This window comes from Leuconostoc lactis KCTC 3528 = DSM 20202 (assembly GCF_014651235.1).
Lineage (GTDB): Bacteria > Bacillota > Bacilli > Lactobacillales > Lactobacillaceae > Leuconostoc > Leuconostoc lactis.
The window spans coordinates 1-21,929 of sequence record NZ_BMWM01000005.1; the positions used below are offsets into that span (position 1 = coordinate 1).

General features: G+C 43.5%; 22 protein-coding genes and 1 riboswitch. Of the genes, 19 read left to right on the forward strand and 3 right to left on the reverse strand.

Annotation, left to right across the window (positions count from 1 at the left end; all coding sequences use genetic code 11):
- Positions 1-109 precede the first annotated feature (109 nt).
- The 16 genes from glf to thmT all read left to right on the forward strand — a co-directional run bounded on the left by glf (position 110) and on the right by thmT (position 15,107).
- The gene (glf, locus tag IE039_RS02425; protein ID WP_010000516.1) at positions 110-1,300 is read left to right on the forward strand and encodes a UDP-galactopyranose mutase; all 1,191 of its coding nucleotides are present in this window, start codon (positions 110-112) and stop codon (positions 1,298-1,300) included.
- Positions 1,301-1,672: 372 nt separating this feature from the next.
- Positions 1,673-2,602 (forward strand): glycosyltransferase family 2 protein, encoded by a 930-nt coding sequence (locus tag IE039_RS02430; protein ID WP_010004716.1) that lies wholly within the window; start codon positions 1,673-1,675, stop codon positions 2,600-2,602.
- Between the two features lie 61 nt (positions 2,603-2,663).
- A riboswitch (purine riboswitch) is annotated at positions 2,664-2,758 on the forward strand.
- A 43-nt stretch (positions 2,759-2,801) separates the two neighbouring features.
- Entirely contained in the window at positions 2,802-4,250 is a 1,449-nt protein-coding gene (locus IE039_RS02435) for an NCS2 family permease (protein WP_077283120.1), read from the forward strand.
- Between the two features lie 59 nt (positions 4,251-4,309).
- Complete coding sequence (locus IE039_RS02440; RefSeq protein WP_010000511.1) at positions 4,310-4,534, forward strand: cold-shock protein; 225 nt, start codon at positions 4,310-4,312, stop codon at positions 4,532-4,534.
- Positions 4,534-5,085, forward strand: a complete 552-nt coding sequence (locus IE039_RS02445) for an NUDIX hydrolase (protein WP_010004666.1) — start codon at positions 4,534-4,536, stop codon at positions 5,083-5,085. Before IE039_RS02440 ends, IE039_RS02445 begins: the two co-directional genes overlap by 1 nt.
- Before the next feature lies 1 nt (position 5,086).
- Positions 5,087-5,383, forward strand: coding sequence for a hypothetical protein (locus tag IE039_RS02450; protein ID WP_010004667.1), 297 nt, complete (start codon positions 5,087-5,089; stop codon positions 5,381-5,383).
- Between the two features lie 90 nt (positions 5,384-5,473).
- Positions 5,474-6,148 carry a 5'-methylthioadenosine/adenosylhomocysteine nucleosidase gene (locus IE039_RS02455; RefSeq protein ID WP_010004668.1) on the forward strand — a complete coding sequence of 225 codons (675 nt, stop codon included), beginning with the start codon at positions 5,474-5,476 and terminating at the stop codon, positions 6,146-6,148.
- Positions 6,149-6,218: 70 nt separating this feature from the next.
- Positions 6,219-6,875 (forward strand): YtpR family tRNA-binding protein, encoded by a 657-nt coding sequence (gene ytpR / locus IE039_RS02460; RefSeq protein ID WP_189428672.1) that lies wholly within the window; start codon positions 6,219-6,221, stop codon positions 6,873-6,875.
- A 1-nt stretch (position 6,876) separates the two neighbouring features.
- Positions 6,877-7,020 carry a hypothetical protein gene (locus tag IE039_RS02465; protein WP_010000506.1) on the forward strand — a complete coding sequence of 48 codons (144 nt, stop codon included), beginning with the start codon at positions 6,877-6,879 and terminating at the stop codon, positions 7,018-7,020.
- The gene (murC, locus tag IE039_RS02470; RefSeq protein WP_189428673.1) at positions 7,020-8,354 is read left to right on the forward strand and encodes a UDP-N-acetylmuramate--L-alanine ligase; all 1,335 of its coding nucleotides are present in this window, start codon (positions 7,020-7,022) and stop codon (positions 8,352-8,354) included. The genes IE039_RS02465 and murC overlap by 1 nt, the downstream gene beginning before the upstream one ends.
- Positions 8,355-8,497: 143 nt before the next feature.
- Positions 8,498-9,214, forward strand: coding sequence for a Bax inhibitor-1/YccA family protein (locus IE039_RS02475; protein WP_029509741.1), 717 nt, complete (start codon positions 8,498-8,500; stop codon positions 9,212-9,214).
- Positions 9,215-9,295: 81 nt separating this feature from the next.
- Complete coding sequence (gene polA, locus IE039_RS02480; RefSeq protein WP_189428674.1) at positions 9,296-11,977, forward strand: DNA polymerase I; 2,682 nt, start codon at positions 9,296-9,298, stop codon at positions 11,975-11,977.
- 104 nt (positions 11,978-12,081) lie between these two features.
- Positions 12,082-12,417, forward strand: coding sequence for a MerR family transcriptional regulator (locus tag IE039_RS02485; RefSeq protein WP_010000499.1), 336 nt, complete (start codon positions 12,082-12,084; stop codon positions 12,415-12,417).
- 49 nt (positions 12,418-12,466) lie between these two features.
- Positions 12,467-13,813, forward strand: coding sequence for a type I glutamate--ammonia ligase (gene glnA, locus IE039_RS02490; RefSeq protein ID WP_189428675.1), 1,347 nt, complete (start codon positions 12,467-12,469; stop codon positions 13,811-13,813).
- Between the two features lie 116 nt (positions 13,814-13,929).
- Positions 13,930-14,919: a YitT family protein gene (locus IE039_RS02495; protein ID WP_010006071.1), complete on the forward strand. Its 990-nt coding sequence runs from the start codon at positions 13,930-13,932 to the stop codon at positions 14,917-14,919.
- Between the two features lie 2 nt (positions 14,920-14,921).
- Entirely contained in the window at positions 14,922-15,107 is a 186-nt protein-coding gene (thmT, locus tag IE039_RS02500) for a 2-hydroxymuconate tautomerase (RefSeq protein WP_010000495.1), read from the forward strand.
- 41 nt (positions 15,108-15,148) lie between these two features.
- Here the strand turns inward: thmT and IE039_RS02505 are convergent, their stop codons facing one another.
- Positions 15,149-16,120, reverse strand: a complete 972-nt coding sequence (locus IE039_RS02505; RefSeq protein ID WP_189428676.1) for a LacI family DNA-binding transcriptional regulator — start codon at positions 16,118-16,120, stop codon at positions 15,149-15,151.
- Positions 16,121-16,305: 185 nt separating this feature from the next.
- Here IE039_RS02505 and IE039_RS02510 point away from each other — a divergent pair, with 185 nt between their 5' ends.
- The 3 genes from IE039_RS02510 (at position 16,306) to IE039_RS02520 (ending at position 20,499) form a co-directional block, all read left to right on the forward strand.
- A complete protein-coding gene (locus tag IE039_RS02510) occupies positions 16,306-18,270 on the forward strand; it encodes a sucrose-specific PTS transporter subunit IIBC (protein WP_189428677.1) in 1,965 nt (654 codons plus the stop codon).
- Positions 18,271-18,279: 9 nt separating this feature from the next.
- Positions 18,280-19,551 (forward strand): glycoside hydrolase family 32 protein, encoded by a 1,272-nt coding sequence (locus tag IE039_RS02515; RefSeq protein WP_189428678.1) that lies wholly within the window; start codon positions 18,280-18,282, stop codon positions 19,549-19,551.
- Between the two features lie 81 nt (positions 19,552-19,632).
- Positions 19,633-20,499: an ROK family protein gene (locus tag IE039_RS02520; protein WP_189428679.1), complete on the forward strand. Its 867-nt coding sequence runs from the start codon at positions 19,633-19,635 to the stop codon at positions 20,497-20,499.
- A gap of 20 nt (positions 20,500-20,519) precedes the next feature.
- Here the strand turns inward: IE039_RS02520 and IE039_RS02525 are convergent, their stop codons facing one another.
- Together IE039_RS02525 and fba are read right to left on the reverse strand one after the other, a co-directional pair.
- Positions 20,520-20,909 (reverse strand): ribonuclease HI family protein, encoded by a 390-nt coding sequence (locus IE039_RS02525; protein WP_019041105.1) that lies wholly within the window; start codon positions 20,907-20,909, stop codon positions 20,520-20,522.
- A 122-nt stretch (positions 20,910-21,031) separates the two neighbouring features.
- Positions 21,032-21,913 (reverse strand): class II fructose-1,6-bisphosphate aldolase, encoded by an 882-nt coding sequence (fba, locus tag IE039_RS02530; protein WP_010005717.1) that lies wholly within the window; start codon positions 21,911-21,913, stop codon positions 21,032-21,034.
- Between the last annotated feature and the right edge of the window lie 16 nt (positions 21,914-21,929).

Genomic DNA, 21,929 nt, shown 5'->3' on the forward strand with positions numbered 1-21,929 from the left:
ACACCAATCGAGATCTTCTTACTTAATCTACGTCACTAAATTCGTTCAAGTTATTTCTTGCAATCTGCCATATGCAAAACAGGGTTGTCTCAGGTATAATAGAACTACTATGACAAATAAATTTAATACGAAGAATTATGACTACTTAGTTGTTGGTGCTGGACCGTTCGGCATGATTTTTGCCTACGAGGCTGCCAAGCGTGGCAAGCGGTCTCTGATTGTTGAGAAGCGCCCTTATATTGGCGGTAACATGCATACCCATACTGAACATGGGATTACAGTGCATGATTTTGGCGCACACATTTTCCATACAGATAATAAAGAAGTGTGGGATTATATTCGTCAATTCGCCGAATTTAATGGCTATCAAAACCAAGTGGTGGCGAACTACAAAGGCACATTGTACAATTTGCCCTTCAACATGAATACGTTCTATCAAATGTGGGGAACCAAGACACCTGCTGAGGCACAAGCCAAAATTGCTGAACAAAAGGCTGCGGCTTTGGCTGACTTAGGTGATCGCCAACCACGTAACTTGGAAGAACAAGCGATTTCATTAATCGGAACTGACATTTACGAAAAGCTCATTAAGGGTTACACGGAAAAGCAATGGGGACGTAAGGCTACTGAATTGCCAGCCTTTATTATTAAGCGCTTGCCAGTACGCTTTATTTACGATAACAACTACTTTAACCACCGCTACCAAGGGATTCCGGTGGGTGGTTATACGCAAATTTTTGAGCGTATGGTGGCCCAATCGAACGGCTTGATTGATGTCTTAACAGACACTGACTTCTTTGATCATAAGGACACGTTATTAGCCGAATTCCCACGAGTACTCTACACGGGCATGATTGATCAATTCTTTGACTATAAGTTTGGGGAATTAGAATATCGTTCACTCCGTTTTGAACATGAAGTAGTGGATTCAGAAAACTATCAAGGTAATGCTGTCATTAATTATACAGATGCCGAAACACCTTACACGCGTGTCATGGAATGGAAGCACTTTGATGGTTTGGCTGACGAAGGTAAAACAATCATTACGCGCGAGTATCCACAAGAGTGGAACCGTGAAAAAGAAGCGTATTACCCAGTCAACGATGACAAAAACACGCAAATCTACAAGCAATATGCGAAAGAAGCACGGACAAAGCACGCAGAAATTATTTTTGGTGGTCGCTTAGGGAAGTATCGTTACTTTGATATGGATCAAGTGATTAATGATGCTTTGAACACGGTTCGTGAAGAATTTGGGGTCGCTTCAGATTTCAACTTCGCACATGACAACGTTAAATAAACAGGCCCTTTTTGGCGCACATATAACACTTTAGCGTGATTCGTCTGACTAATTAGCACTGAATCGGTGATTTAGCAACTGGACAGCGACACAATGGCGTAACGCAACATTTAAATTAACATCGAAAGGCATAATCGGTAGATGTCTGATCGTACAATGACTGGTACAGTGAGCTTGCTTAGGCAAGAAGCGTACCAACAGTGTTCGACAGCGATGTTATTTTTTTGTGCCATTTTGTGAACAGTGCAACTGTCTAGTCGCAGGTTGCCAACAGCAAGGCAAATTTGGCGATCGGCTAATGTGTGGTGTCTGTGGGACACAATACAGTCTCTGTGACCGCAGTAATCAATATCATAATTGAAGAGGGAAAACATGACTGAACCAACTGTAACAGCGATGATTGTCACGTATAATCGGCTACCGTTATTAAAAGAAGCGATTCAAAAAGTGTTAGCACAAGACACGTCTGCCTTAAAACATCTCATTGTGGTTAATAGCGCGAGTACCGATGGGACACATGAGTATTTAGATCAGTTAACTGATCCACGCTTAATTGTGACGCACATGTCGGAAAATCTGGGCGGTGCTGGCGGTTTTAATTGGGGTATGCGAGAATTTATGATGCTCACGCAGGATGATTATGTCTGGGTGATGGATGATGATTCGATGCCAACCGAGGATGCTTTATCCAAGTTGTTGGCGCTATTTGCAGCGCAGCCTAAGGCAGGTTGGGCGGCTAGTAAAGTGATTTGGACTGATGGCGATTGGTCTAAGATGAACGTCCCAGCACCACTGGCAGGAAACGCCGCAACGTTATTACAGGATCAGGCGCGCTGGCTGCCAATCAAGCAGGCTACGTTTGTCTCAACCATCTTTTCACGGGCAGTGATTGCACAAATTGGGTTACCGCAAAAAGAATATTTCATCTGGGGGGATGATATTGAATTTACTCAACGTGCCACGCAAGTCAGTGCGGGATTTTTTGTGCGAGACTCGATTGTGGTACATGCGAGTCAAGCCAACCCCAAGCCTGGCGATATTGTGGGTGAAGTAGATATCACACGCTTACCCCGCTATTATTATGAGTATCGCAATCGCATTCTGACATCGCGGCGGCGCCATTCGCTCATTAAATTAGGCAAAACGCTCGCACACACTGGGCTTGATTTTACTAAAACGCTATTGTTACCAAGTGTGCAGTTTCGTGGTCAAAAATTAAAGATTATTGTGGTAGGCACTTATCAAGGGCTTAAATTCCGGCCGGCGATTGAATATGTGCCACAAGTCTGTGAGAGTGCTTAGTGCCCATCTTTATGAGAGACATATTTATGGGTTGTCAACGCGAGTCCATCAGTGTTAAACTGTATTATATTAAAAAATACGTGATATAGTGTCGGATAATGGCCGACTGTTTCTACCCAGCACCGATGTTGGACTATCACAAATGCGGGATCTGTCCATCATTTGTGGTGGGCAGATTTTTCGCGTTTAGGAGAGTATTATGTCGAAGTTTTTTAAACTGGCTGAAAACAAAACGACTGTACGTCGTGAAGTTTTAGCAGGGATAACGACCTTTGTGTCGATGGCTTACATTTTCTTTTTGAACCCTCAAATTTTGGGGCAAGCTGGTATTCCTGAACAAGCCGTCTTTTTGGCAGCCATTATTGTTGCCATGTTTGGGACGTTGTTCATGGGAATATTTGCCAACGTACCGTTTGCATTGGCGCCGGGAATTGGGATGCAAGCGTACTTCACTTATACCATCGTGTTTGGCTTTGGCTTTTCATGGCAGCAAGCCTTGGCGATTGTCTTTTTGGTTGGTGTTGTCGATATCGCCATTACGTTAACACACGGCCGTCGCGCAATTGTTAAGGGCATTCCAACCGAATTAAAGGCCGCCATTGGTGGTGGTATCGGGATGTTTGTGACGTATATTGGCTTAAAGAATGCCGGGTTCATTAACTTTTTGGTGGATGGCAACAACGTTAAGACAGTCAATGACGAAGCTTACACAGGTAAGACGAGTGGGGCGATTCATTCACTCTTAGCCAATGGTGGTGTTACACCAGAATTGACAAAGTTTAACGAACCATCAGTTTTGTTGGCTTTAATTGGTTTCGTGTTGCTCCTTGTTTTGGTTATGCGTAAAGTACCAGGTGCCTTTTTGATTACGTTGGTTGCCACAACTTTGATTGGTATTCCAATGGGCGTGACGAACACACAAATCCAACCAGGGACATCAATTGGTTCTGCCTTCCACCAACTTGGTGATGTCTTTGGGCAAGCCTTTGGTGCCAAAGGGATGGGCAGTCTGTTTTCAAATTGGGAAAACACCTCAATGGCCATTGTGACAATCTTTGCCATGGGGCTAACTGGTTTGTTTGATGCAATCGGGACGTTGATTGGTATTGGTAATCAAACGGGTATTTTCTCAAAAGCAGACACGAAAGCGTTTGAACAAGAAGATGGTTTCAACTCAAAGATGGACCGCGCTTTGGTGGTTGATACCTTTACCACTGCTTTAGCGGGTGTTGTTGGGACGTCAAATACCACAACGTTCATTGAATCAGCGACTGGTATTGCAGCTGGTGCCCGCACCGGCTTAGCCAATGTTGTCACAGCGATTGGCTTTGGTTTGATGGTGATTTTTGCACCGTTTGTTGGGGTTGTCCCATCAGCGGCCACATCACCATTGTTGATTCTAGTTGGGATTATGATGATGGGTGAATTCAAGAAGATTTCTTGGGAAAACTTGGAAGTTGCCATTCCAGCGTTCTTCACTTCTGTCTTTATGGCCTTCTCATACTCAATTTCATATGGGATTGCCGCCGGCTTCATTTTCTTCATTGTGGTGAAGTTAGCCCTTGGTAAATTCAAGGAAGTGTCACCAGTTTTGTTAATCGTGTCAACGTTCTTCTTGATTAACTTTATTATGTTGGCATTCATGTAATTCAATATTGATTTCAATAAAAACCGCCGTTATGGCGGTTTTTTTGATACAATGTTAGTATGAAAACAGGAACAGTAAAAATTTGGCAAAAAGAACGGGGCTATGGCTACATTACTCCGGACGAAGGCGGCGCTGACGTCTACGTTCACTTTAACGGCATTGATATGGACGGTTTCAAATCGCTCAATCAAGGGGAACGTGTCAGTTACGTCCTCGTTCAAGGCTATAAAGATTATCAAGCAGCAGAAGTAAGACCCATCATGAAGAAGGCATCAGAAGTATAATGGCGGAACGCGAGCAAGTACAAGATACCCAAATCGTCTATGAAGGGCCTATTTTTAGTGTCGAAAAACAGGCAGTCTCGTTGTTTAATGGTAAGACATCACAACGTGATATTGTCCGACATGTGCCCGCAATTGCCGTGTTAGCGTTTGTTGATGACGACCATATTTTGTTGGAAAAACAATATCGGGCGACAATTGGGGATTTTATCTTAGAAATTCCTGCGGGTAAGTTAGATGAACGTGACGTTGATCAACCAGAACACGCCGTTGTTCGTGAGTTAAATGAAGAATTACGCGTGTCAGCTGGTGATATTCAACGGGTGACCGGTTTTTATGAAACCGTTGGTTTTTCAGATGCTTATATGCATCTCTACGTGGCCCGCGATTTGCAGCCACTGCCCGTTGCTGAGCAATTACCACGAGATTTAGGTGAGTCTTTAGACATTAAGACGATCAGCTATGACGAGATGAAGCGTTTGTTTGAAGCCGGCGCGTTGAATGATCAAAAAACGTTGACGGCCTTCTTATACTGGTCATATATACGAGGTTAAGATGGCAGAAGAACTATCACGGCGTGCCGCAAAGAAAGCACAAAAACAACGCGAGAAGGAACGTATTCGGGTCGAAAAAGCGTATGCTAAAGCGCATCCCACCCCAATCACAGTCGTGACACCAGAAACACGTGAAGAAATGCGTCTGACCCGTAAAGGGCGCTACGAACTGGGGTCAGATGGTAAACTCACTGCTAATGGTAAATCTAAACGATTACGGCATCGCTATAATGTGGCGATTGTTTGCTTAATTGTGCTGATTATCGCGACTTATGCGTATTTCTTTTTAGTCAAATAATTGGGGCTTAAATCACACCGAAACTGGTGGTAAATTAAGAAGGAAGAGATGACCGAATCGCTTGGCTGATTCGGCGTCATAAATGACAACATGAAAATTGGAATTATTACGCCAATGGCGGAAGAAAAAATCACACTGATTGCTGCCTTAGAAGATGTGACAACTAAGCAACACGGTGGGACTGAAATCACAAGTGGTCGCTATAAAGGCCACGAGGTGATTTTAACCGAATCAGGTATTGGAAAAGTAGCTGCGGCTTCTGCGACTGCGTTGATGATTGATAATTTTGAACCTGACTTAGTAGTCAATACTGGTTCTGCTGGGGCGCTTGATCCTGATTTGAAAATTGGGGATGAAGTGATTGGCACGCAAGTCGCTTATTCAGATGTTGACGTGACGGTGTTTGGTTATGCTTACGGACAAGTCCCAAACAAGCCACTTTACTATGAAGCCGACCCAACAGTGGTTAAAGACTTTGAACAATTAGCCCCAGTAAAAGAAGGCTTGATTGTATCAGGCGATCAATTTGTGCAAGATACGGCAAAAAAGCGTATTTTAACACATTTCCCAGAGGCTTTAGTGGCCGAAATGGAAGCTGCTGCGGTTGCGCAGGTTGCCTACCAATTTGGCACACCTTTCATTGTCTTGCGTGGGGTGTCTGATTTAGCAAATGGTGATTCTGGCGTGGTATTTGATGATTATGTCGTTGAAGCAGGGCGGGCTTCAGCAAAATTGTTGCTATCTTATTTGGATAGCAAAGCATAATTGAGACCGTGAGAGCGGTCTTTTGTGCTTTAATCACGCAATATATAAATTTAAAATAAGGATTTTAAAGATGATAACAAGTTATAACTTACAAGGGATGGGTGATGTTTTAGTCATTATTTTGGCCCCAAACGCTGCTGAACAAACAGTAAAAACAAATGGTCAAGTGACGCGTATTCAAGATGCCGCAACACAAGCCACAACTGGTTTTAACATTGCTGGCGTTGGCGCACAATTGGGCTTAACTGACGTTCAAGGACAAGTCGTATTGGATGCGGATCAGGTTGATCAGGTCAATGGGTTGCTAGCAAAAGCTGGCTTTGAAGATCGCTTGACGGTGTCACCCTCAAAGCTAGTCATTGGTCGCGTTGAAAAAATGACGGCGCATCCTGATTCTGATCATTTGCATGTGACCACAACCGCTGTTGGCGAGGGTAAAACGCTACAAATTGTCTCAGGTTCACCAAATATGCGTGAAGGGATCAAAGTCGTGGTCGCACAACCAGGAACAATGATGCCATCAGGTGCCTTGATTTGGGATGGCGCTTTACGTGGCGTGCAATCAAGTGGCATGATCGTTTCAGGACGTGAATTGCAATTGCCGGCAGCACCAGATAAGCCAGGGGCACTGGTATTACCTGAAGACTTTGGTGAAGTTGGCACGGTTTTTGACTTTGATAAGGCGCAGAACTTGTATACGGATCACTTAGTGGATACGAATTATTAAGATGGCAACACAAGAAAAAATTCAGAATGCGCGGCGGACATATCGGACGTTAAACGATGAAAACGCGCAATATAAAAAATTAATATTTGAGTTACGAAAAGGTGAATTACAATACTTTACCTTCGTTTCAGTTGAGGAGCAATAATGGCGAAAACATATTATTTTATCGGTATCAAAGGTACAGGTATGGGGCCATTGGCACAAATTTTACATGATCAAGGCCATGTGGTACTAGGCTCAGATATTGAAACTTATACTTATACACAAGCACCGTTGGAAGCAGCGGGGATTGAAATTTTGCCATTTGATGCAGCCAATGTGGATGCCCATACGGATGCCATTTTTATTCGAGGCAATGCGTTTACAGACGATCATGTTGAAGTTGCTCGCGCACTGGCGCTTGGGGTGGCCATGATGACCTATCCTGATGCAGTGCAAGATCAAATTGCGCAAACAACCTCGATTGCAGTCGCTGGTGCGCATGGGAAAACATCAACCACTGGTTTACTCGCACACGTCTTAAAAAACATTGCGCCAACCTCTTATTTGATTGGCGATGGTACGGGGCGTGGGGTACCAAATTCGCAATTTTTTGTGGTGGAAGCCGATGAATATCGTCGTCATTTCAAAGATTATGCCCCAGATTACGCCATTTTGACCAACATTGATTTTGATCATCCAGATTATTATCATGATATTAACGATGTGACAGCAGCTTTTTCAGACTTTGCTGGCAACGTTAAGAAGGCCATTTTTGCTTGGGGCGATGACCCACATCTACGTAGTTTGCAATCAGCCGCTGACGTGTACTATTATGGGACAAATGCGGATCGGGATGATTTTGTCGCCACGAATATTCGGAAATCAACTCAAGGGTCACATTTTGAGGTGTTGTTCCGTGGGGAACCTTTAGGTGAGTTTGCGGTGCCATTGTTTGGTCAGCACAGTATTTTAAATGCTTTGGCTGTCATTGCGGTGGCCTACATGGAAAAGGTTGATCTCAACTTGATTCGTGAGTTCTTAATGACCTACCAAGGGGTTAAGCGACGATTTAGTGAAAAGCAAATTGCCGATATTACAGTAATTGATGATTATGCGCATCATCCTACGGAAATCGATGCGACTTTGGATGCGGCACGGCAGAAGTATCCCAATAAACAAATTATTGCGATTTTCCAACCGCACACTTACTCACGCGTGATTGCCTATAAAGACGAATTTGCGAAAAGTTTAGAAGCCGCAGACAAAGTCTTTTTAGCTGATATCTTTGGTTCAGCGCGTGAAAAGGCTGGCTCCGTGACTTCAGCAGAAATTGGTGCGGAAATTAGTAAGTTTGGTGGCATTATTATAGAAGATAATATGAGCTTACTGATGCCATTTGAAAACGCAGTGATGGTCTTTATGGGTGCCGGTGATATTGAAAAATATGAGTTCGCCTATGAAAAGTTACTGGGGCAATTGCGGACAGATTTGCAGTAAATACTGTAGACATTAGCGTATTGATATTATTTTAAATGCGAGTTTGCTATAATGATAGTAACCAGGCATTTCTATAGCAATATAATATATAGAAACGGTAATATTTTACGCTGGTAAAATTATGAAAATACAGGGAGACTCAAATGGATAATTTTGACATGAATGCCCGTCGCGATGTGACAGGCATGGACGCAGGAATGCGTGCGTTCTTTAAACAAACTTATAGCTTTATGGGCATTGCAGTCTTAGTGACAGCGTTCACTGGCTTCATTGTACAAAAGTTTTTCTTAGCACAAGTTTATGCCTTGATTGCCGGTAATTTGATCGGAACATTGGCCTTGTTTGGGATTCAAATCTTGATCATGACCATGATTGGTCGCGCTACATTTAAAAACCCAGCACGTGCGTTTGGTCTCTTAATGGCCTTTGCCGTGATTGAAGGGTTGACATTGGGCTTGTTGTTGGCGGTTTATACCGGTGCTTCAGTCATGATGGCTTTCGCCTCAGCTGCTTCAGTCTTTGGTGGTATGGCACTTTATGGTGTGTTCACGAAGCGTGATTTAACAGGTATGGGATCAATTTTGTTTGGCATGTTGATTGGTTTGATCATTGCATCATTGATTAACCTATTTTTCTATAATGGTATTGTCTCATTATTGATTTCAGGGGTAACCGTGATTATCTTTGCTTTGTATACAGCCTATGATAACCAAAACTTGAAGGTGATGTACGGTCAATATGCTGGTCAAGTTGATACAACGGGCTTGGCAGTCAATGGGGCCTTGCGTCTCTATCTTGACTTTATTAACTTGTTCTTTGCCTTTATTCAAATCTTTGGTATTGGTAACTCAAGAGATTAAGTTTAATTGTCGAAAGACAAGACAAAAGCAGCCGAAAGGCTGTTTTTTTTGTTACACTAGAACTACGTAAAGGAAGATAAAATGACAAAGACACTACTTTTAATTGATGGTAATTCGCTCGCATTTCGTGCGTTTTATGCCATGTATAATCAATTGGATCGGATGATTGCGCATAATGGGCTCCACACCAACGCCTTGGTCGCTTTTAATAACTTTCTAGACCAAATCGTGGATCCCATGCAACCTGACCTAGCTGTGGTAGCCTGGGATGCAGCATCGGGCAAAGAAACATTCCGTGGTGACTTATTTGCCGGTTATAAAGACGGCCGATCAAAAGCACCAGAAGAGTTCAAAGAACAGTTTCCCTACCTGCGTGAAATGGTCGCTTTACATGGCTTACGCAATTATGAACATCCTGAATTGGAAGCCGATGATATCATTGGGACATTTTCGCGTTTAGGTGAAGCTGCCGGCTATCAGGTGACCATTGTGACGGGCGACCAAGATTTAATCCAACTCGCAACGGATAACATCACAGTGAACGTGACGAAAAAAGGTGTGACGGAAATTGAGCGTTTTACACCAGCCTATATTCAAGAAAAGTATGGCTTGACACCGCTACAAATTATTGAGAAAAAGGCTCTAACTGGTGATACGTCTGATAATTATCCTGGCGTTACTAAGGTTGGGGAAAAGACAGCGTTGAAATTGTTAGCCCAGTATCACGATTTGGATAATCTTTATGCTCAAATCGATGAGATGAAGCCTTCAAAAATGAAAGAGAATTTGATTAACGATCGTGAAGCTGCTTACACAGCACGGCAATTAGCAACGATTCGGACAGACGCTGATCTTGAATTACCACTGACGGAAATTGAATATCGCGGTATTGATTATGATGGGTTGGTACCGTTCTATGAAGATATCGATTTTAAACAACAATTGGCTAAAATTAAAGCCTTAAAACAATCCGGTCAGTTGACTAGTCAAGCGATAGTGCCGGAACCAGTGGTGAATGTTGTGCCATTGCAGGCAGATAATTTACGAGCGGTGGCGATGATGGGCGACAAAATTGCCTTGCATATCGAAATGGCCGGCCAAAACTATCATGAAGATGACATGATTGGTTTTGTTATTGGTAATCCAACAGTGGGTTACTATGGTAGTCTTGATTTGTCCTTACTGCAAACACCGGAACTGCGCGCGGTAATTGAAAACCCAGCTATCATCAAAAACGTTTTTAACGTCAAAGCACAATTGGTGTTGTTTAAGCGCCTGGGCTTAGCGTTGCAGGGTGTTGATTTTGATTTTTTGTTGGCAGCTTACTTGCTCGATACGACAGCAAATGATAATGAACTCTCAACGTTGGCTCAACGTTTTGATGTATATGTGCAGCCAGATGAAGAAGTTTATGGCAAGGGAGCCAAGTTTGCGGTGCCAGAAGACGTCGATCAGGTCTTGACGCATCTTGGTCAAAAGGCGGATGCGTTAATGCAGTTGGAAACGCCCACTTTGGCGGCTTTAACTGATCATGAGCAAATGCATTTGTACACTGATATTGAGTTGCCTTTAGCCCACGTGTTAGCCGATATGGAATACCGTGGTATTGCCATTAACCAAGCGCGTTTAGTAGAAATTGGGACAGATTTAACTGGTCGTATTCAGGCGATTGAAGATGCCATTTATCTAGAAGCTGGGGAAAAATTCAACATTAATTCACCGAAGCAACTCGGGGTGTTGTTGTTTGAAAAAATGGGCTTGCCAGTCATCAAAAAAACGAAAACTGGTTATTCAACGGCAGTTGATGTCCTGGAAAAGTTAGCACATCAAGCCCCAATTGTCGATTATATTTTACAATATCGGCAACTGGCCAAGCTAAAGTCCACTTATGTGGATGGCCTATTAGCGGTTGTCAATCAAAAAGATAGCAAAATTCACACGCGTTTCTTACAGACCTTGACGCAAACGGGCCGTTTGTCATCAGTTGATCCTAATTTGCAAAATATTCCGATGCGTTCCGATGAAGGACGTCAAATTCGGACAGCCTTTGTGCCAAGTCAACCAGATTGGCAAATTTTTGGTGCGGATTATTCGCAAATTGAATTACGCGTGCTGGCGCATATGACAGGTGACAAAAATATGCAACAGGCGTTCTTAAATGGCGAAGATATTCATGCCGAAACGGCACGTGCCGTCTTTGGCTTAGACAGTCAAGCACCAGTTAATGCGTTACAACGGCGAACGGCAAAAGCGGTTAACTTTGGGATTGTCTACGGGATTTCTGATTTTGGTTTGGCCAATAATCTGGGGATTTCCCGTGCGCAAGCCAGGCAGTTTATTGAAACGTATTTTAAAGAATTCCCTAAAGTACATGAGTGGATGGAAAATATTAAGGCGGTTGCACATGCACAAGGGTATGTGGAAACCATTGCCAAGCGGCGCCGTTACTTACCTGATATTCATGCTAAAAACTTTAACTTGCGGAGTTTTGCGGAACGGACAGCGATGAATTCACCAATTCAAGGTTCCGCTGCAGATATTATCAAGATTGCGATGATTAAGGTGGCCGACGCCTTAGCAGAAAATAACATGCAAGCACGGATGTTACTGCAGGTCCACGATGAATTGATTTTTGAAGCACCAACGTCTGAAATACCCGAATTGACAGCGTTAGTGACCCAAGTGATGGATTCAGCTGTGACTTTGGATGTCCCTATGCAGGTTGAAAGCCATTATGGTAAAACATGGTATGATGCCAAGTAAGCGTTAAAATAGTGACCTTTTTTCTCATGTTATAAAAGCTGACATGTATTATCAAAATCGCCAGATTTAGCTTAGAATATAGATATGTTAACGGAGGTTGTTAAATGAGCGAACGTGAATTGAGAAGAAATTTAGCAATTCTGCCGATTGGCACCGTCCGTGAATTGACTCTATTAACTGATCGTCAGATTCGATATTATGAACAAAATCAGTTAATTACGCCAAATCGCGGGAAGGGCGGTCAGCGTCGATTTTCATTGAATGACGTGGATCGCTTACTAGAAATCAAAGATTTTCTAGATGCGGGTGATTCAATCAAAGATATTCAAGAAATCTTCGCAAAAAAGCGCCGCAAAGCAGAAGGGCAACCTGATTCGGAAACAGCATTACGTCGATCATTGCAAAAAGAATTTGCGCAAATTGGTCGGTTTGGTCGTTAGTTTTGAAATGCTGGGCATTTCAATATTGGTGTAGGAAGAAAGGAAAATCATGGCACGCAAGTCATATACAAAAGAAGAAATTAAGCAAATTGTTGCAGATGAAAATGTGGAGTTCATCCGTGTCACATTTACCGATGTTTTTGGTGCAATCAAGAACGTTGAAGTGCCAACATCACAATTGGACAAAGTGTTAAACAACAATTTGATGTTTGACGGGTCATCAATTGAAGGATTCGTACGTATTAACGAATCAGATATGTACCTTTACCCTGACTTGTCAACCTTTATGATTTTCCCATGGGCAACAGATGAGCATGGTGGTAAGGTTGCACGTTTGATTGCTGATATCTATACGGCTGATCGCGAACCATTTGCTGGTGACCCACGTTATGCTTTGCGCAAGGTTTTGGCAGAAGCTAAAGCTGCTGGTTTCACATCATTTAACGTTGGAACAGAACCAGAATTTTTCTTGTTCAAGTTGGACGCCAATGGTAACCCAACCACTGAATTGAACGATAAGGGTGGTTACTTTGACTTGGCCCCACTTGACATGGGTGAAAATGCCCGCCGTGAAATCGTGTTGACTTTGGAAAAGATGGGCTTTGAAATTGAAGCAGCTCACCACGAAGTTGCGGAAGGGCAACACGAAGTTGACTTCAAGTACGCTTCTGCTTTGGAAGCAGCCGACAACATTCAGACATTTAAGTTGGTTGTGAAGACCATTGCGCGTAAGAATGGTTACTTTGCGACATTTATGCCAAAGCCAGTTGCTGGGATTAACGGGTCAGGCATGCACACCAACATGTCATTGTTCCGCGACTCAGAAAATGCTTTTGAAGACACATCAGATGAAATGGGCTTGTCAAAGACAGCTTATAACTTCTTGGGCGGTTTGTTGGCGCACGCGACAGCTTTAACAGCTTTGGCAAACCCAACTGTCAACTCATACAAGCGTTTGACACCTGGTTTTGAAGCACCAGTTTATGTGGCATGGTCTGCCTCAAACCGTTCACCAATGGTACGCGTACCGGCTTCTCGTGGTAAGTCAACACGTTTGGAATTGCGTTCAGTGGATCCAACGGCTAACCCTTATACAACATTGGCTGCGGTCTTAGCTGCTGGTTTGGATGGGATCAAGAACGAACTTGAACCATTGGCATCTGTTGATAAGAACATCTACTTGATGGATGAAACAGAACGCACAAAGGCTGGTATCACAGACTTGCCAGACACATTGTTGGCTGCTGTGCGTGAATTGGCGAAGGATGATACGGTGATTGCAGCCATTGGGACGCATATTGCGGATAAGTTTATTGAAGCTAAGAAGATTGAATATACATCATATCGTCAGTTCGTCTCACAATGGGAAACTGACGCCTATCTTGAAAACTATTAATGGCTGCTGCTTTGGCCATTAGGGCACATTAATTCATCAGAAAAGCCACGACAAGTCGTAGCTTTTTTGTTATGATAAAGGGAGTGTTTTAATAGACTGAGGAGCGTGTCAACGACATGAAAAACATAACAATTGACTGGCGAAAAGCTTGGCTAATTGCGATTGTATTTATCGCAAGTGCCTGCGTCCAGGTCTTGGCTTTGAATGCCTTCTTAATCCCTAATAATGTGTTCTCAAGTGGGTTTAATGGTATTGCACAGCTTTTGGCGATTTTCTTTGCGCAAGTCTTTCATATGAATGTCCAAACCGGTGTGTTCATTATGATTTTCAACATCCCAATTGGGATTATTGGCTGGAAGTTAATCGGTGGTAAATTTACAATTTTGAGTTTTTTGAATTCAATTTTTGTGTCATTTTTGCAAATTCTTGCCCCAACACAAGCTTTGACAACTGAACCCTTACTCGCCTCACTGTTTGGTGGTTTATTGTTAGGGGTATCAATTGGGCTGGCCATGCGTTATGGCTTTTCGACCGGTGGGATGGACATTGTTGCCATGGTCGTTCAGAAGCGTACGGGAAAGTCAATCGGCGCCTTGATGAACGGGATTAACTTTGTTGTGGTGATTGTTGCCGGTACCTATATTGGTTGGCAAAATGCCTTGTTCACGTTAATCGGGATTTATGCCACTGGTCGTGCTGTTGATGCCATTTATACCGGTTATCAAAAGTTAACGGCCATGATTGTCACCTCAAAAGGCGACGAAGTGGTGACCGCTTTGCATAAGGATCTGATTCGTGGGATTACTATTTTGCCATCAAAAGGGGCTTATACCAAGCGTGATTCTATGACGTTGATGATGGTATTATCACGTTATGAATTGGTTGAAATGCAAGAGATTGTTCATCGGACAGATCCCAAAGCATTTATCAATCTGATGAGTACGGTGAGTGTGTCAGGGGAATTCTTTGACTCTGACCGCCAGTTGCAAATGAAAAAAGCCGTTGCCGTACCGAAATTTGAAACGGTTGAAGCGCAAATTGAAGCTGATCTACAATTAGAAGCGCAATTAGATCAAATTGAAGTCGAACAAAGGAAGGATATCTAACTATGCCTATTGTACAAGTTGAATTATTAGAAGGTCGCACACAAGCACAACTCGCCAAAATGGTGAAAGACATCACGGATGTGATTGTTGAAGATGCTGGTGCAGCACGCGAAGCGGTACACGTTATTGTACGTGAAATGCCTAAAGACCGTTACGCAGTTGGCGGCGTGTTAAAGAGTGATCAATAAGCGAATAAAAAAGCGTGTGTCATACGTGACACACGCTTTTTTTATTGTTTTGGTTGCGTTGAATCCCGAATGACCAATTGGCCATCCATCACGACACGTTGGATAGTTTGTGGCTGTTCATCACGGACTTTAGTAAACAGCTGATAGAGCTGTTTACCTGCTTCAAAAAAATTAAATTCAAAGCTAGTTAGATTTGGGGTCACAGTTTTGCTAAAAAACGATTGACCAAAGCCAATATATTGTGGTGTTTGCTGCAATGCGTAGCCAGCCTGCATGGCACCAACCACAATACGGTCAGTAGCACCAATCACAAGATCGTACTGATCGGCGGCCATAGCCATTTTGGCATCGTGCTTGGCGGTATCGAGTTTAAAGTCGGTAATCACTTCGGTATAGGGAATATTTGTTAGCGCAGCTTTAATCCCCATGAACCGTTCATAGCCAACGGCATGATCCGCTTTGGCATCGACATTTAACAATAACACATTTTCAGGTTTTAAGGTCTTAATATAGGCACCAACAGCCTCGCCGCCCTGACGATCAGCCATAATGACACGGTGAAAATTCGGTTCGTCTTGGCCTTGAATGACAATTGGCAGTGGGGAAGCCATTAAAGTCTCGCGAATGGCATCAGTTAAATTAGCCGTTAACAAAATGATGCCGCCGACATTTTGGGCGTGTAATTTGTCAATTGCGGCTAATTCGCGCTCAGGATCTTGATAGGCATTGACAATTAAAAAAGTGTCATCATGGTTATTTTCGTCCAAACCACGAAGCATATCTGATTGGGCAATGGAATCCAAACGGGGCACAATGACGCCAATCGTATGATTTTTTTGTTGCTTAAGACTTTGGGCAAAAGTGTTGGGGGTATAGCGATATTCTTTTACAATCCGATCAATTTTTTGTCGGGTGTGGGTACTCACAGAACCACCATTGAGGTAACGTGAGACCGTACTTTTGGCGACATTTGCCATTTTGGCAATGTCATTAATTGTGACTTTCTTATTCATAACCTTAATCATATCAGAAATACCAACGGTTGTTGCGATATTCAGCAAAAAAAAGTGGGGGTTGCAAAATAATTTGTAAGCGGTTACAATGACAGTGTAATAAAGAACCGGTTCCGTAATACGTATTTGTAAGATTGGCAGTGCTGTTTTAACAGCTCGTTTTAAACTGAGTAGAGGAAAATCCAATGAAGTATGATGAAGTAGCAAAGCGCGTGGCAAAAGCGGTCGACCAAGACAACATTATTGCTGCAGCGCACTGTGCCACACGGTTACGACTTGTCGTCAAGGACGTCAAGAAAATTGATCAAGACGCTTTAGACAATGATCCGGATTTGAAAGGGACCTTTAACGCAAATGGTCAGTATCAAATCATTGTTGGACCTGGAGATGTGAATGGTGTTTATGATGAATTTGTGAAGCTAACCGGCGTTAAACAAGCCTCAACAGATGACTTGAAGCAGATTGCCGCACAGTCTGGTAAGAAAAATCCAATTATGGATTTGATTAAAGTTTTGTCTGATATCTTTGTGCCACTGATTCCAGCCTTGGTTGCTGGTGGTCTACTAATGGCCTTGAATAACATCTTGACCGGTGCTGGCATGTTTGGACCAAAGTCATTGGTTCAGATGTTCCCACAAATTACTGGCTTAGCTGAAATGGTTAACCTAATGGCGTCGGCACCATTTGCCTTCTTACCCATTTTGATTGGGATTACAGCGACACGGCGGTTTGGTGGGAGTGAAATCCTGGGTGCTGCGGCTGGTATGATGTTGGTGATGCCAAGCTTGGTCAACGGTTATAACGTGGCTGAAGCGGTGTCAACTGGTAAGATGCCAACTTGGGATTTGTTTGGTTTGCATGTTGCCCAAGCTGGTTATCAAGGTCAAGTGTTACCAATTATCGGTGTTGCCTTTATTCTTGCCACTTTGGAAAAGTTCTTCCATAAGCATTTGAAAGGGGCGATTGACTTTACCTTTACGCCAATGCTTGCGATGCTGATTACAGGATTTGTGACCTTCATTGTGGTCGGACCAATCTTGCGCGTCATCTCAAACGGTATCACAGATGGTTTGACTTGGATGGTGACAACCTTTGGCTTTATTGGTTATGGTATCTTTGGATCATTCTATTCAGCCATTGTGATTACTGGCTTGCATCAAAGTTTCCCAGCGATTGAAACCCAATTGTTAGCCAATATCGCCAAAACTGGTGGTGACTTTATCTTCCCAATTGCAGCTTCAGCTAACGTGGCGCAAGGGGCCGCAACCTTTGCTATCTATTTCTTGGCAAAGGGAAATCCAAAGATGCGTGCCTTGGCATCATCAGCCGGCGCCTCAGCGATGCTTGGTATCACTGAACCTGCCTTGTTTGGGGTCAACCTTAAGTACAAATTCCCATTCTTTATCGCCTTAGGGGCTTCTGGTGTTGCTAGCTTGATGATGGGCTTGTTCCATGTGATGTCCTCATCACTTGGCCCAGCTGGTTTGATTGGTTTCATTGCAATCCCAGCAAATAAGTGGGTTGGCTTCTTTATCTCAGTGATTATTGCCTTTGTGCTCGCGTTTGTGGTAACGTTTGTTTACGGCCGCTCACACATGCCTGCTTCAGATACACCAAAGGCACCAGTTGTGCCTGATGAAACAGTCGTTGCTGTTGGGTTTTCTGTAAATGCACCAGTTGCTGGGGCATTAGTGGATATTGCCACGGTAAATGATCCAGTTTTCTCAAGTGGTATGATGGGACAAGGTGTTGCGATTGAACCAAGTGATAATCAAATCGTAGCCCCAGCCGATGGCCTGATCACCGTTGCCTATGCGACAAAACACGCTTATGGCTTGAAAACAGATGACGGTGTTGAAGTATTAATTCACGTCGGAATTGATACGGTTAACTTGGAAGGTAAGGGCTTTACGTCAGAAGTTGTCCAAGGCCAATATGTCACGAAGGGGACAGTGCTTGGTACATTTGATAAGCAAGTCATTGCTGATGCCGGCTATCCGGTCACAACGATGGTTGTGGTGACCAACAGTCAATCATATGAGAAAGTAGTGCATGACAAGCCGTTTGGGTCAAAGGTTGTCCCAACTGATGTTGTTCTGACTGCTGTACCCGAAGCATCGGCTGAAAATCTGATTGTTGCACCAGTTTAAGGAGTTTAAATGTTAGTTACAAATGACACGATTGCTTTTGAGAAATATCACTTATATCCAACCAAAGGGTTACTTAATGATCCCAACGGCCTCGTATTTTTTAAAGGACAGTACCACGTCTTTTACCAGTGGAATCCAAAGGCTTGCGACCATAAGTATAAAGAGTGGGGCCATTTTATTTCAGATGATTTGAAGACATGGCGTCGGGTTGAATCCGCTTTAAAGCCGTCACTGGAAAATTTGGATTCGGCCGGTATATACTCGGGCGCCGCTTTTGTCAAAGATGATCGACTCTACGTCTTCTATACTGGTAACGTGCGCGATGCGGCTGGTCACAGTGTGAAATCATCACAAATGTGGGCGGTGAGTGATGATGGGATTCATTTTGAAAAACTCGGTGAATTATTTCCTCATCCGGCAGGGTTTACCAAAGATGTGCGAGATCCAATGGTTTGGCAGGGTGATAATGGACATTATTTCTTGATTTTAGGGGCGCAACACGATAATCAAGTTGGCGATATTATCATTTATGAATCGGTTGATTTTAAGAACTGGACATTTAAAGGCTCATTGATAGGCGATCAATTACGCGACGTTCGTGGTTATATGCTGGAATGTCCAGGATTGATCACTGTCGATGGCAAGCAAATCTTGATGTTTTCCCCACAAGGATTAGCACCAGATCGTGTGCATCATCGATATGAGAACATTCATAACACGGGGTATGTGATTGGCACTTTTGATGAAACAACGGCACGTTTTCAGGTCGAAACAGACTTTGAAGAAGTTGATCAAGGGTTTGAATTCTATGCCCCACAGACTATGAACGCACCTGACGGGCGACGCATCATGTGGGGATGGGCTGGTATGATGACACCCGAACGGGAAGCGGCTGTGCCAACAATTGCCACAGCCGATTGGGTACATGTGTTAACGGTACCACGGGCATTACACGTCACAGCCGATAATCACCTCGTGCAACGCCCAATTGAAGAAATTTTGGCGCCAACAGTGCTTGACATTCAGTCACTTGATCATCTGACGGTTGGTCAATATCGTGTACAGACTGATACGGATTGGTCGGTGGCCCTGGGTGATCATGCTACATTAAAGCGAGTGGGCCAAACGTTGTATTTTGAACGGCAACAGTGGGAAGATCATCGTTTAGATACGCGTCAAATGACGGGCAACCTTGATGAACTCTTGCTGATTGTAGACAATGATGTGATTGAAGTTTATACTGAAGATGGTTTGCAGGTTATGACGGGACGTTATTTCTAGGCAGCTATTGTGATATTGAAGACGCTAGTACGTAAAGGTGTTGATCAAAATAGGGTTAACATCGCATAAAGAGGTAAAAGAATGGGACTATTAGGTGCAATTGAAGCAGGTGGTACAAAGTTTGTGGTGGCTGTTGCTGATGAGAATTTTAACATTATCGATCGGACAGCATTTCCAACATTAGATGGCGAAAAGACGTTAGATCAGGTCATTGCGTTCTTTGACCAATATGATAACATCGACGCCATTGGGATTGCCGCCTTTGGGCCAATTGATATTGTGCCTGAATCAAAGACTTACGGTTATGTCCTCGACACGCCAAAACACGGCTGGGCAGGGTATAATTTCTTAGGCCGGATGAAGGCTTGGCGTGATATTCCTTATTACTGGACCACGGATGTCAATGGGGCTGGTTGGGCTGAGTTTACCACAGGGGCTGCCAAAGACGTTGACAATATGGTGTATTTGACAGTCGGCACGGGTGTTGGGGCCGGTATTGTCTCTGGTGGACACCTTGTCAGTGGTTATGGTCACCCAGAAGCCGGTCACATTTTCTTGCAAAAGCATCCAGAAGACACGTATGCGGGTCATTGCCCATTCCACGGTGCGAACTGTTTGGAAGGTTTGGCAGCTGGACCAGCCATCGAAGAACGTTGGGGTATGAGTGCCAAGGAAATTCCTGATGATCATTTGGCATGGCGGATGGAAGCCTTCTACTTGGCACAAGCCATATTGGATTATACGATGATCTTGCGCCCAGAAAAGGTGGTACTTGGTGGCGGCGTCCCACACCGTGAGATTCTTTTCCCCTTAATTCGGGAAAGCTTTGCGGAACAGATGAGCGATTATTTGGCAGTGCCACCATTGGATGACTATATTGTGCCAGTGGCTAATGGCGACAATGCCGGCATCCTCGGTTGCTTCTATTTGGCGAAAACATTACTATAAAAAATAAAACCGACAAGCCATTAATTGGTTTGTCGGTTTTTTAGTGCCTGTAAGGCTAAGTTGTGGGCGCCAAGATTGTCTTTTTCTGGCAACCATTGACTAAGGACGAGGGTACGAGACGCTAATAATGCCAAAATGTCATCGACTTCGGGTTGATAATGTTTGGCGTATTGTTTGTGTAACGCCTCAACTAATAATTTAGAATCACTATAAATGGTTAAAATATCCGTGTTAGGAGGTAATTGCTTTAACGCCCAAATCAAGGCTTGAAACTCCGCCGCGTGGTTATCCAAAGATTCAAATAGGGGCGACTTAAATTGTTGCTGCTGTTTTTGTTGGATTAGCACGGCACCGGCAGCGCTGAGGCCAGTGTTGGGCTCACGTGCGGCATCGACGTAAAGGGTAAGCAATGGTTTTTCCTCGGCAAATAGTTTTTTAAGACAAATCTGATTGTGATACTGTCATATTGTTTCCTATTATAGCGGGTTTTTAACCAAAAATGTACTATTTTTAAGTCTGTGGTTGAGGCACGTTAGTTTTTAAAAGGGGCGCCGAAAACAGCTAAGCGATCAGCTAAACTTGCTTCAATGGCAGTGACACCTGGTGCCAATAATTTTCTTGGATCATAGTTTTTACCAATTAAATCTTGGTCGGTTAAAATAAATTCGCGTAATGCTTGATGAAAGGCTAATTGTGCTTCAGTATTCACATTAACTTTGGCAACACCTATGCGAATGGCTGTTTTGATTTGATCATCTGGGACACCCGATCCACCATGTAAAACAAACGGCACTTTATGGTTGGTGATGGCGTCTAGTGTGGTTGTTAATTGTTGGAGATGGGGCAGGTTTAGTCCTTGCCAATTAGCGGGGTAACGGCCGTGAATATTGCCAATACCGGCAGCAATGAAATCAATTTGAGTTTCAATCATGGCAATGGCATCAGCAATTGCGGCAATTTCACCAGTGCCAATGATACCATCCTCTTCGCCGCCGATACTGCCAACTTCAGCTTCCACTGAAATATCTTGTGCATGGGCTAAAGCGACAATTTCACGCGTTTTGGCTAAATTTTCCGCTAATGGTAAATGCGAACCGTCAAACATAACCGACGTAAAACCAGCTTGAATAGCGGCTTTGGCCGCCTCGTAGTCACCATGGTCAAGGTGAATGGCAATGGGTACCGTAATATTTAGGGCGTCATCAAGGTTGCGAATCAATTGTGCAACGGTTTTAAACCCACCCATATAGTTAACAGCGCCCATTGAGATAGCAATGATCGTCGGGGCTTGTTTTGCTTGTGCGACTCGGAGGATTGCTTGTGTCCATTCAAGGTTATTGGTATTAAAAGCACCTACGGCGTAGCCGTGATCACGGGCTGTTTGTACAATAGCTTTACCAGAAACAATTGTCATAATTTATTCTCAACTT

Bases quoted from the DNA above. Each gene is read 5' to 3' on its own strand.
- fba (WP_010005717.1), bottom strand. From the start codon at position 21,913: ATGACAATTGTTTCTGGTAAAGCTATTGTACAAACAGCCCGTGATCAC.
- IE039_RS02510 (WP_189428677.1), top strand. From the start codon at position 16,306: ATGAAGTATGATGAAGTAGCAAAGCGCGTGGCAAAAGCGGTCGACCAA.
- IE039_RS02445 (WP_010004666.1), top strand. From the start codon at position 4,534: ATGGCGGAACGCGAGCAAGTACAAGATACCCAAATCGTCTATGAAGGG.
- glnA (WP_189428675.1), top strand. From the start codon at position 12,467: ATGGCACGCAAGTCATATACAAAAGAAGAAATTAAGCAAATTGTTGCA.
- ytpR (WP_189428672.1), top strand. From the start codon at position 6,219: ATGATAACAAGTTATAACTTACAAGGGATGGGTGATGTTTTAGTCATT.
- IE039_RS02450 (WP_010004667.1), top strand. From the start codon at position 5,087: ATGGCAGAAGAACTATCACGGCGTGCCGCAAAGAAAGCACAAAAACAA.
- IE039_RS02505 (WP_189428676.1), bottom strand. From the start codon at position 16,120: ATGAATAAGAAAGTCACAATTAATGACATTGCCAAAATGGCAAATGTC.
- glf (WP_010000516.1), top strand. From the start codon at position 110: ATGACAAATAAATTTAATACGAAGAATTATGACTACTTAGTTGTTGGT.
- IE039_RS02435 (WP_077283120.1), top strand. From the start codon at position 2,802: ATGTCGAAGTTTTTTAAACTGGCTGAAAACAAAACGACTGTACGTCGT.
- IE039_RS02495 (WP_010006071.1), top strand. From the start codon at position 13,930: ATGAAAAACATAACAATTGACTGGCGAAAAGCTTGGCTAATTGCGATT.
- thmT (WP_010000495.1), top strand. From the start codon at position 14,922: ATGCCTATTGTACAAGTTGAATTATTAGAAGGTCGCACACAAGCACAA.
- IE039_RS02515 (WP_189428678.1), top strand. From the start codon at position 18,280: ATGTTAGTTACAAATGACACGATTGCTTTTGAGAAATATCACTTATAT.
- polA (WP_189428674.1), top strand. From the start codon at position 9,296: ATGACAAAGACACTACTTTTAATTGATGGTAATTCGCTCGCATTTCGT.
- IE039_RS02455 (WP_010004668.1), top strand. From the start codon at position 5,474: ATGAAAATTGGAATTATTACGCCAATGGCGGAAGAAAAAATCACACTG.
- IE039_RS02430 (WP_010004716.1), top strand. From the start codon at position 1,673: ATGACTGAACCAACTGTAACAGCGATGATTGTCACGTATAATCGGCTA.
- IE039_RS02465 (WP_010000506.1), top strand. From the start codon at position 6,877: ATGGCAACACAAGAAAAAATTCAGAATGCGCGGCGGACATATCGGACG.
- murC (WP_189428673.1), top strand. From the start codon at position 7,020: ATGGCGAAAACATATTATTTTATCGGTATCAAAGGTACAGGTATGGGG.
- IE039_RS02475 (WP_029509741.1), top strand. From the start codon at position 8,498: ATGGATAATTTTGACATGAATGCCCGTCGCGATGTGACAGGCATGGAC.
- IE039_RS02440 (WP_010000511.1), top strand. From the start codon at position 4,310: ATGAAAACAGGAACAGTAAAAATTTGGCAAAAAGAACGGGGCTATGGC.
- IE039_RS02520 (WP_189428679.1), top strand. From the start codon at position 19,633: ATGGGACTATTAGGTGCAATTGAAGCAGGTGGTACAAAGTTTGTGGTG.
- IE039_RS02485 (WP_010000499.1), top strand. From the start codon at position 12,082: ATGAGCGAACGTGAATTGAGAAGAAATTTAGCAATTCTGCCGATTGGC.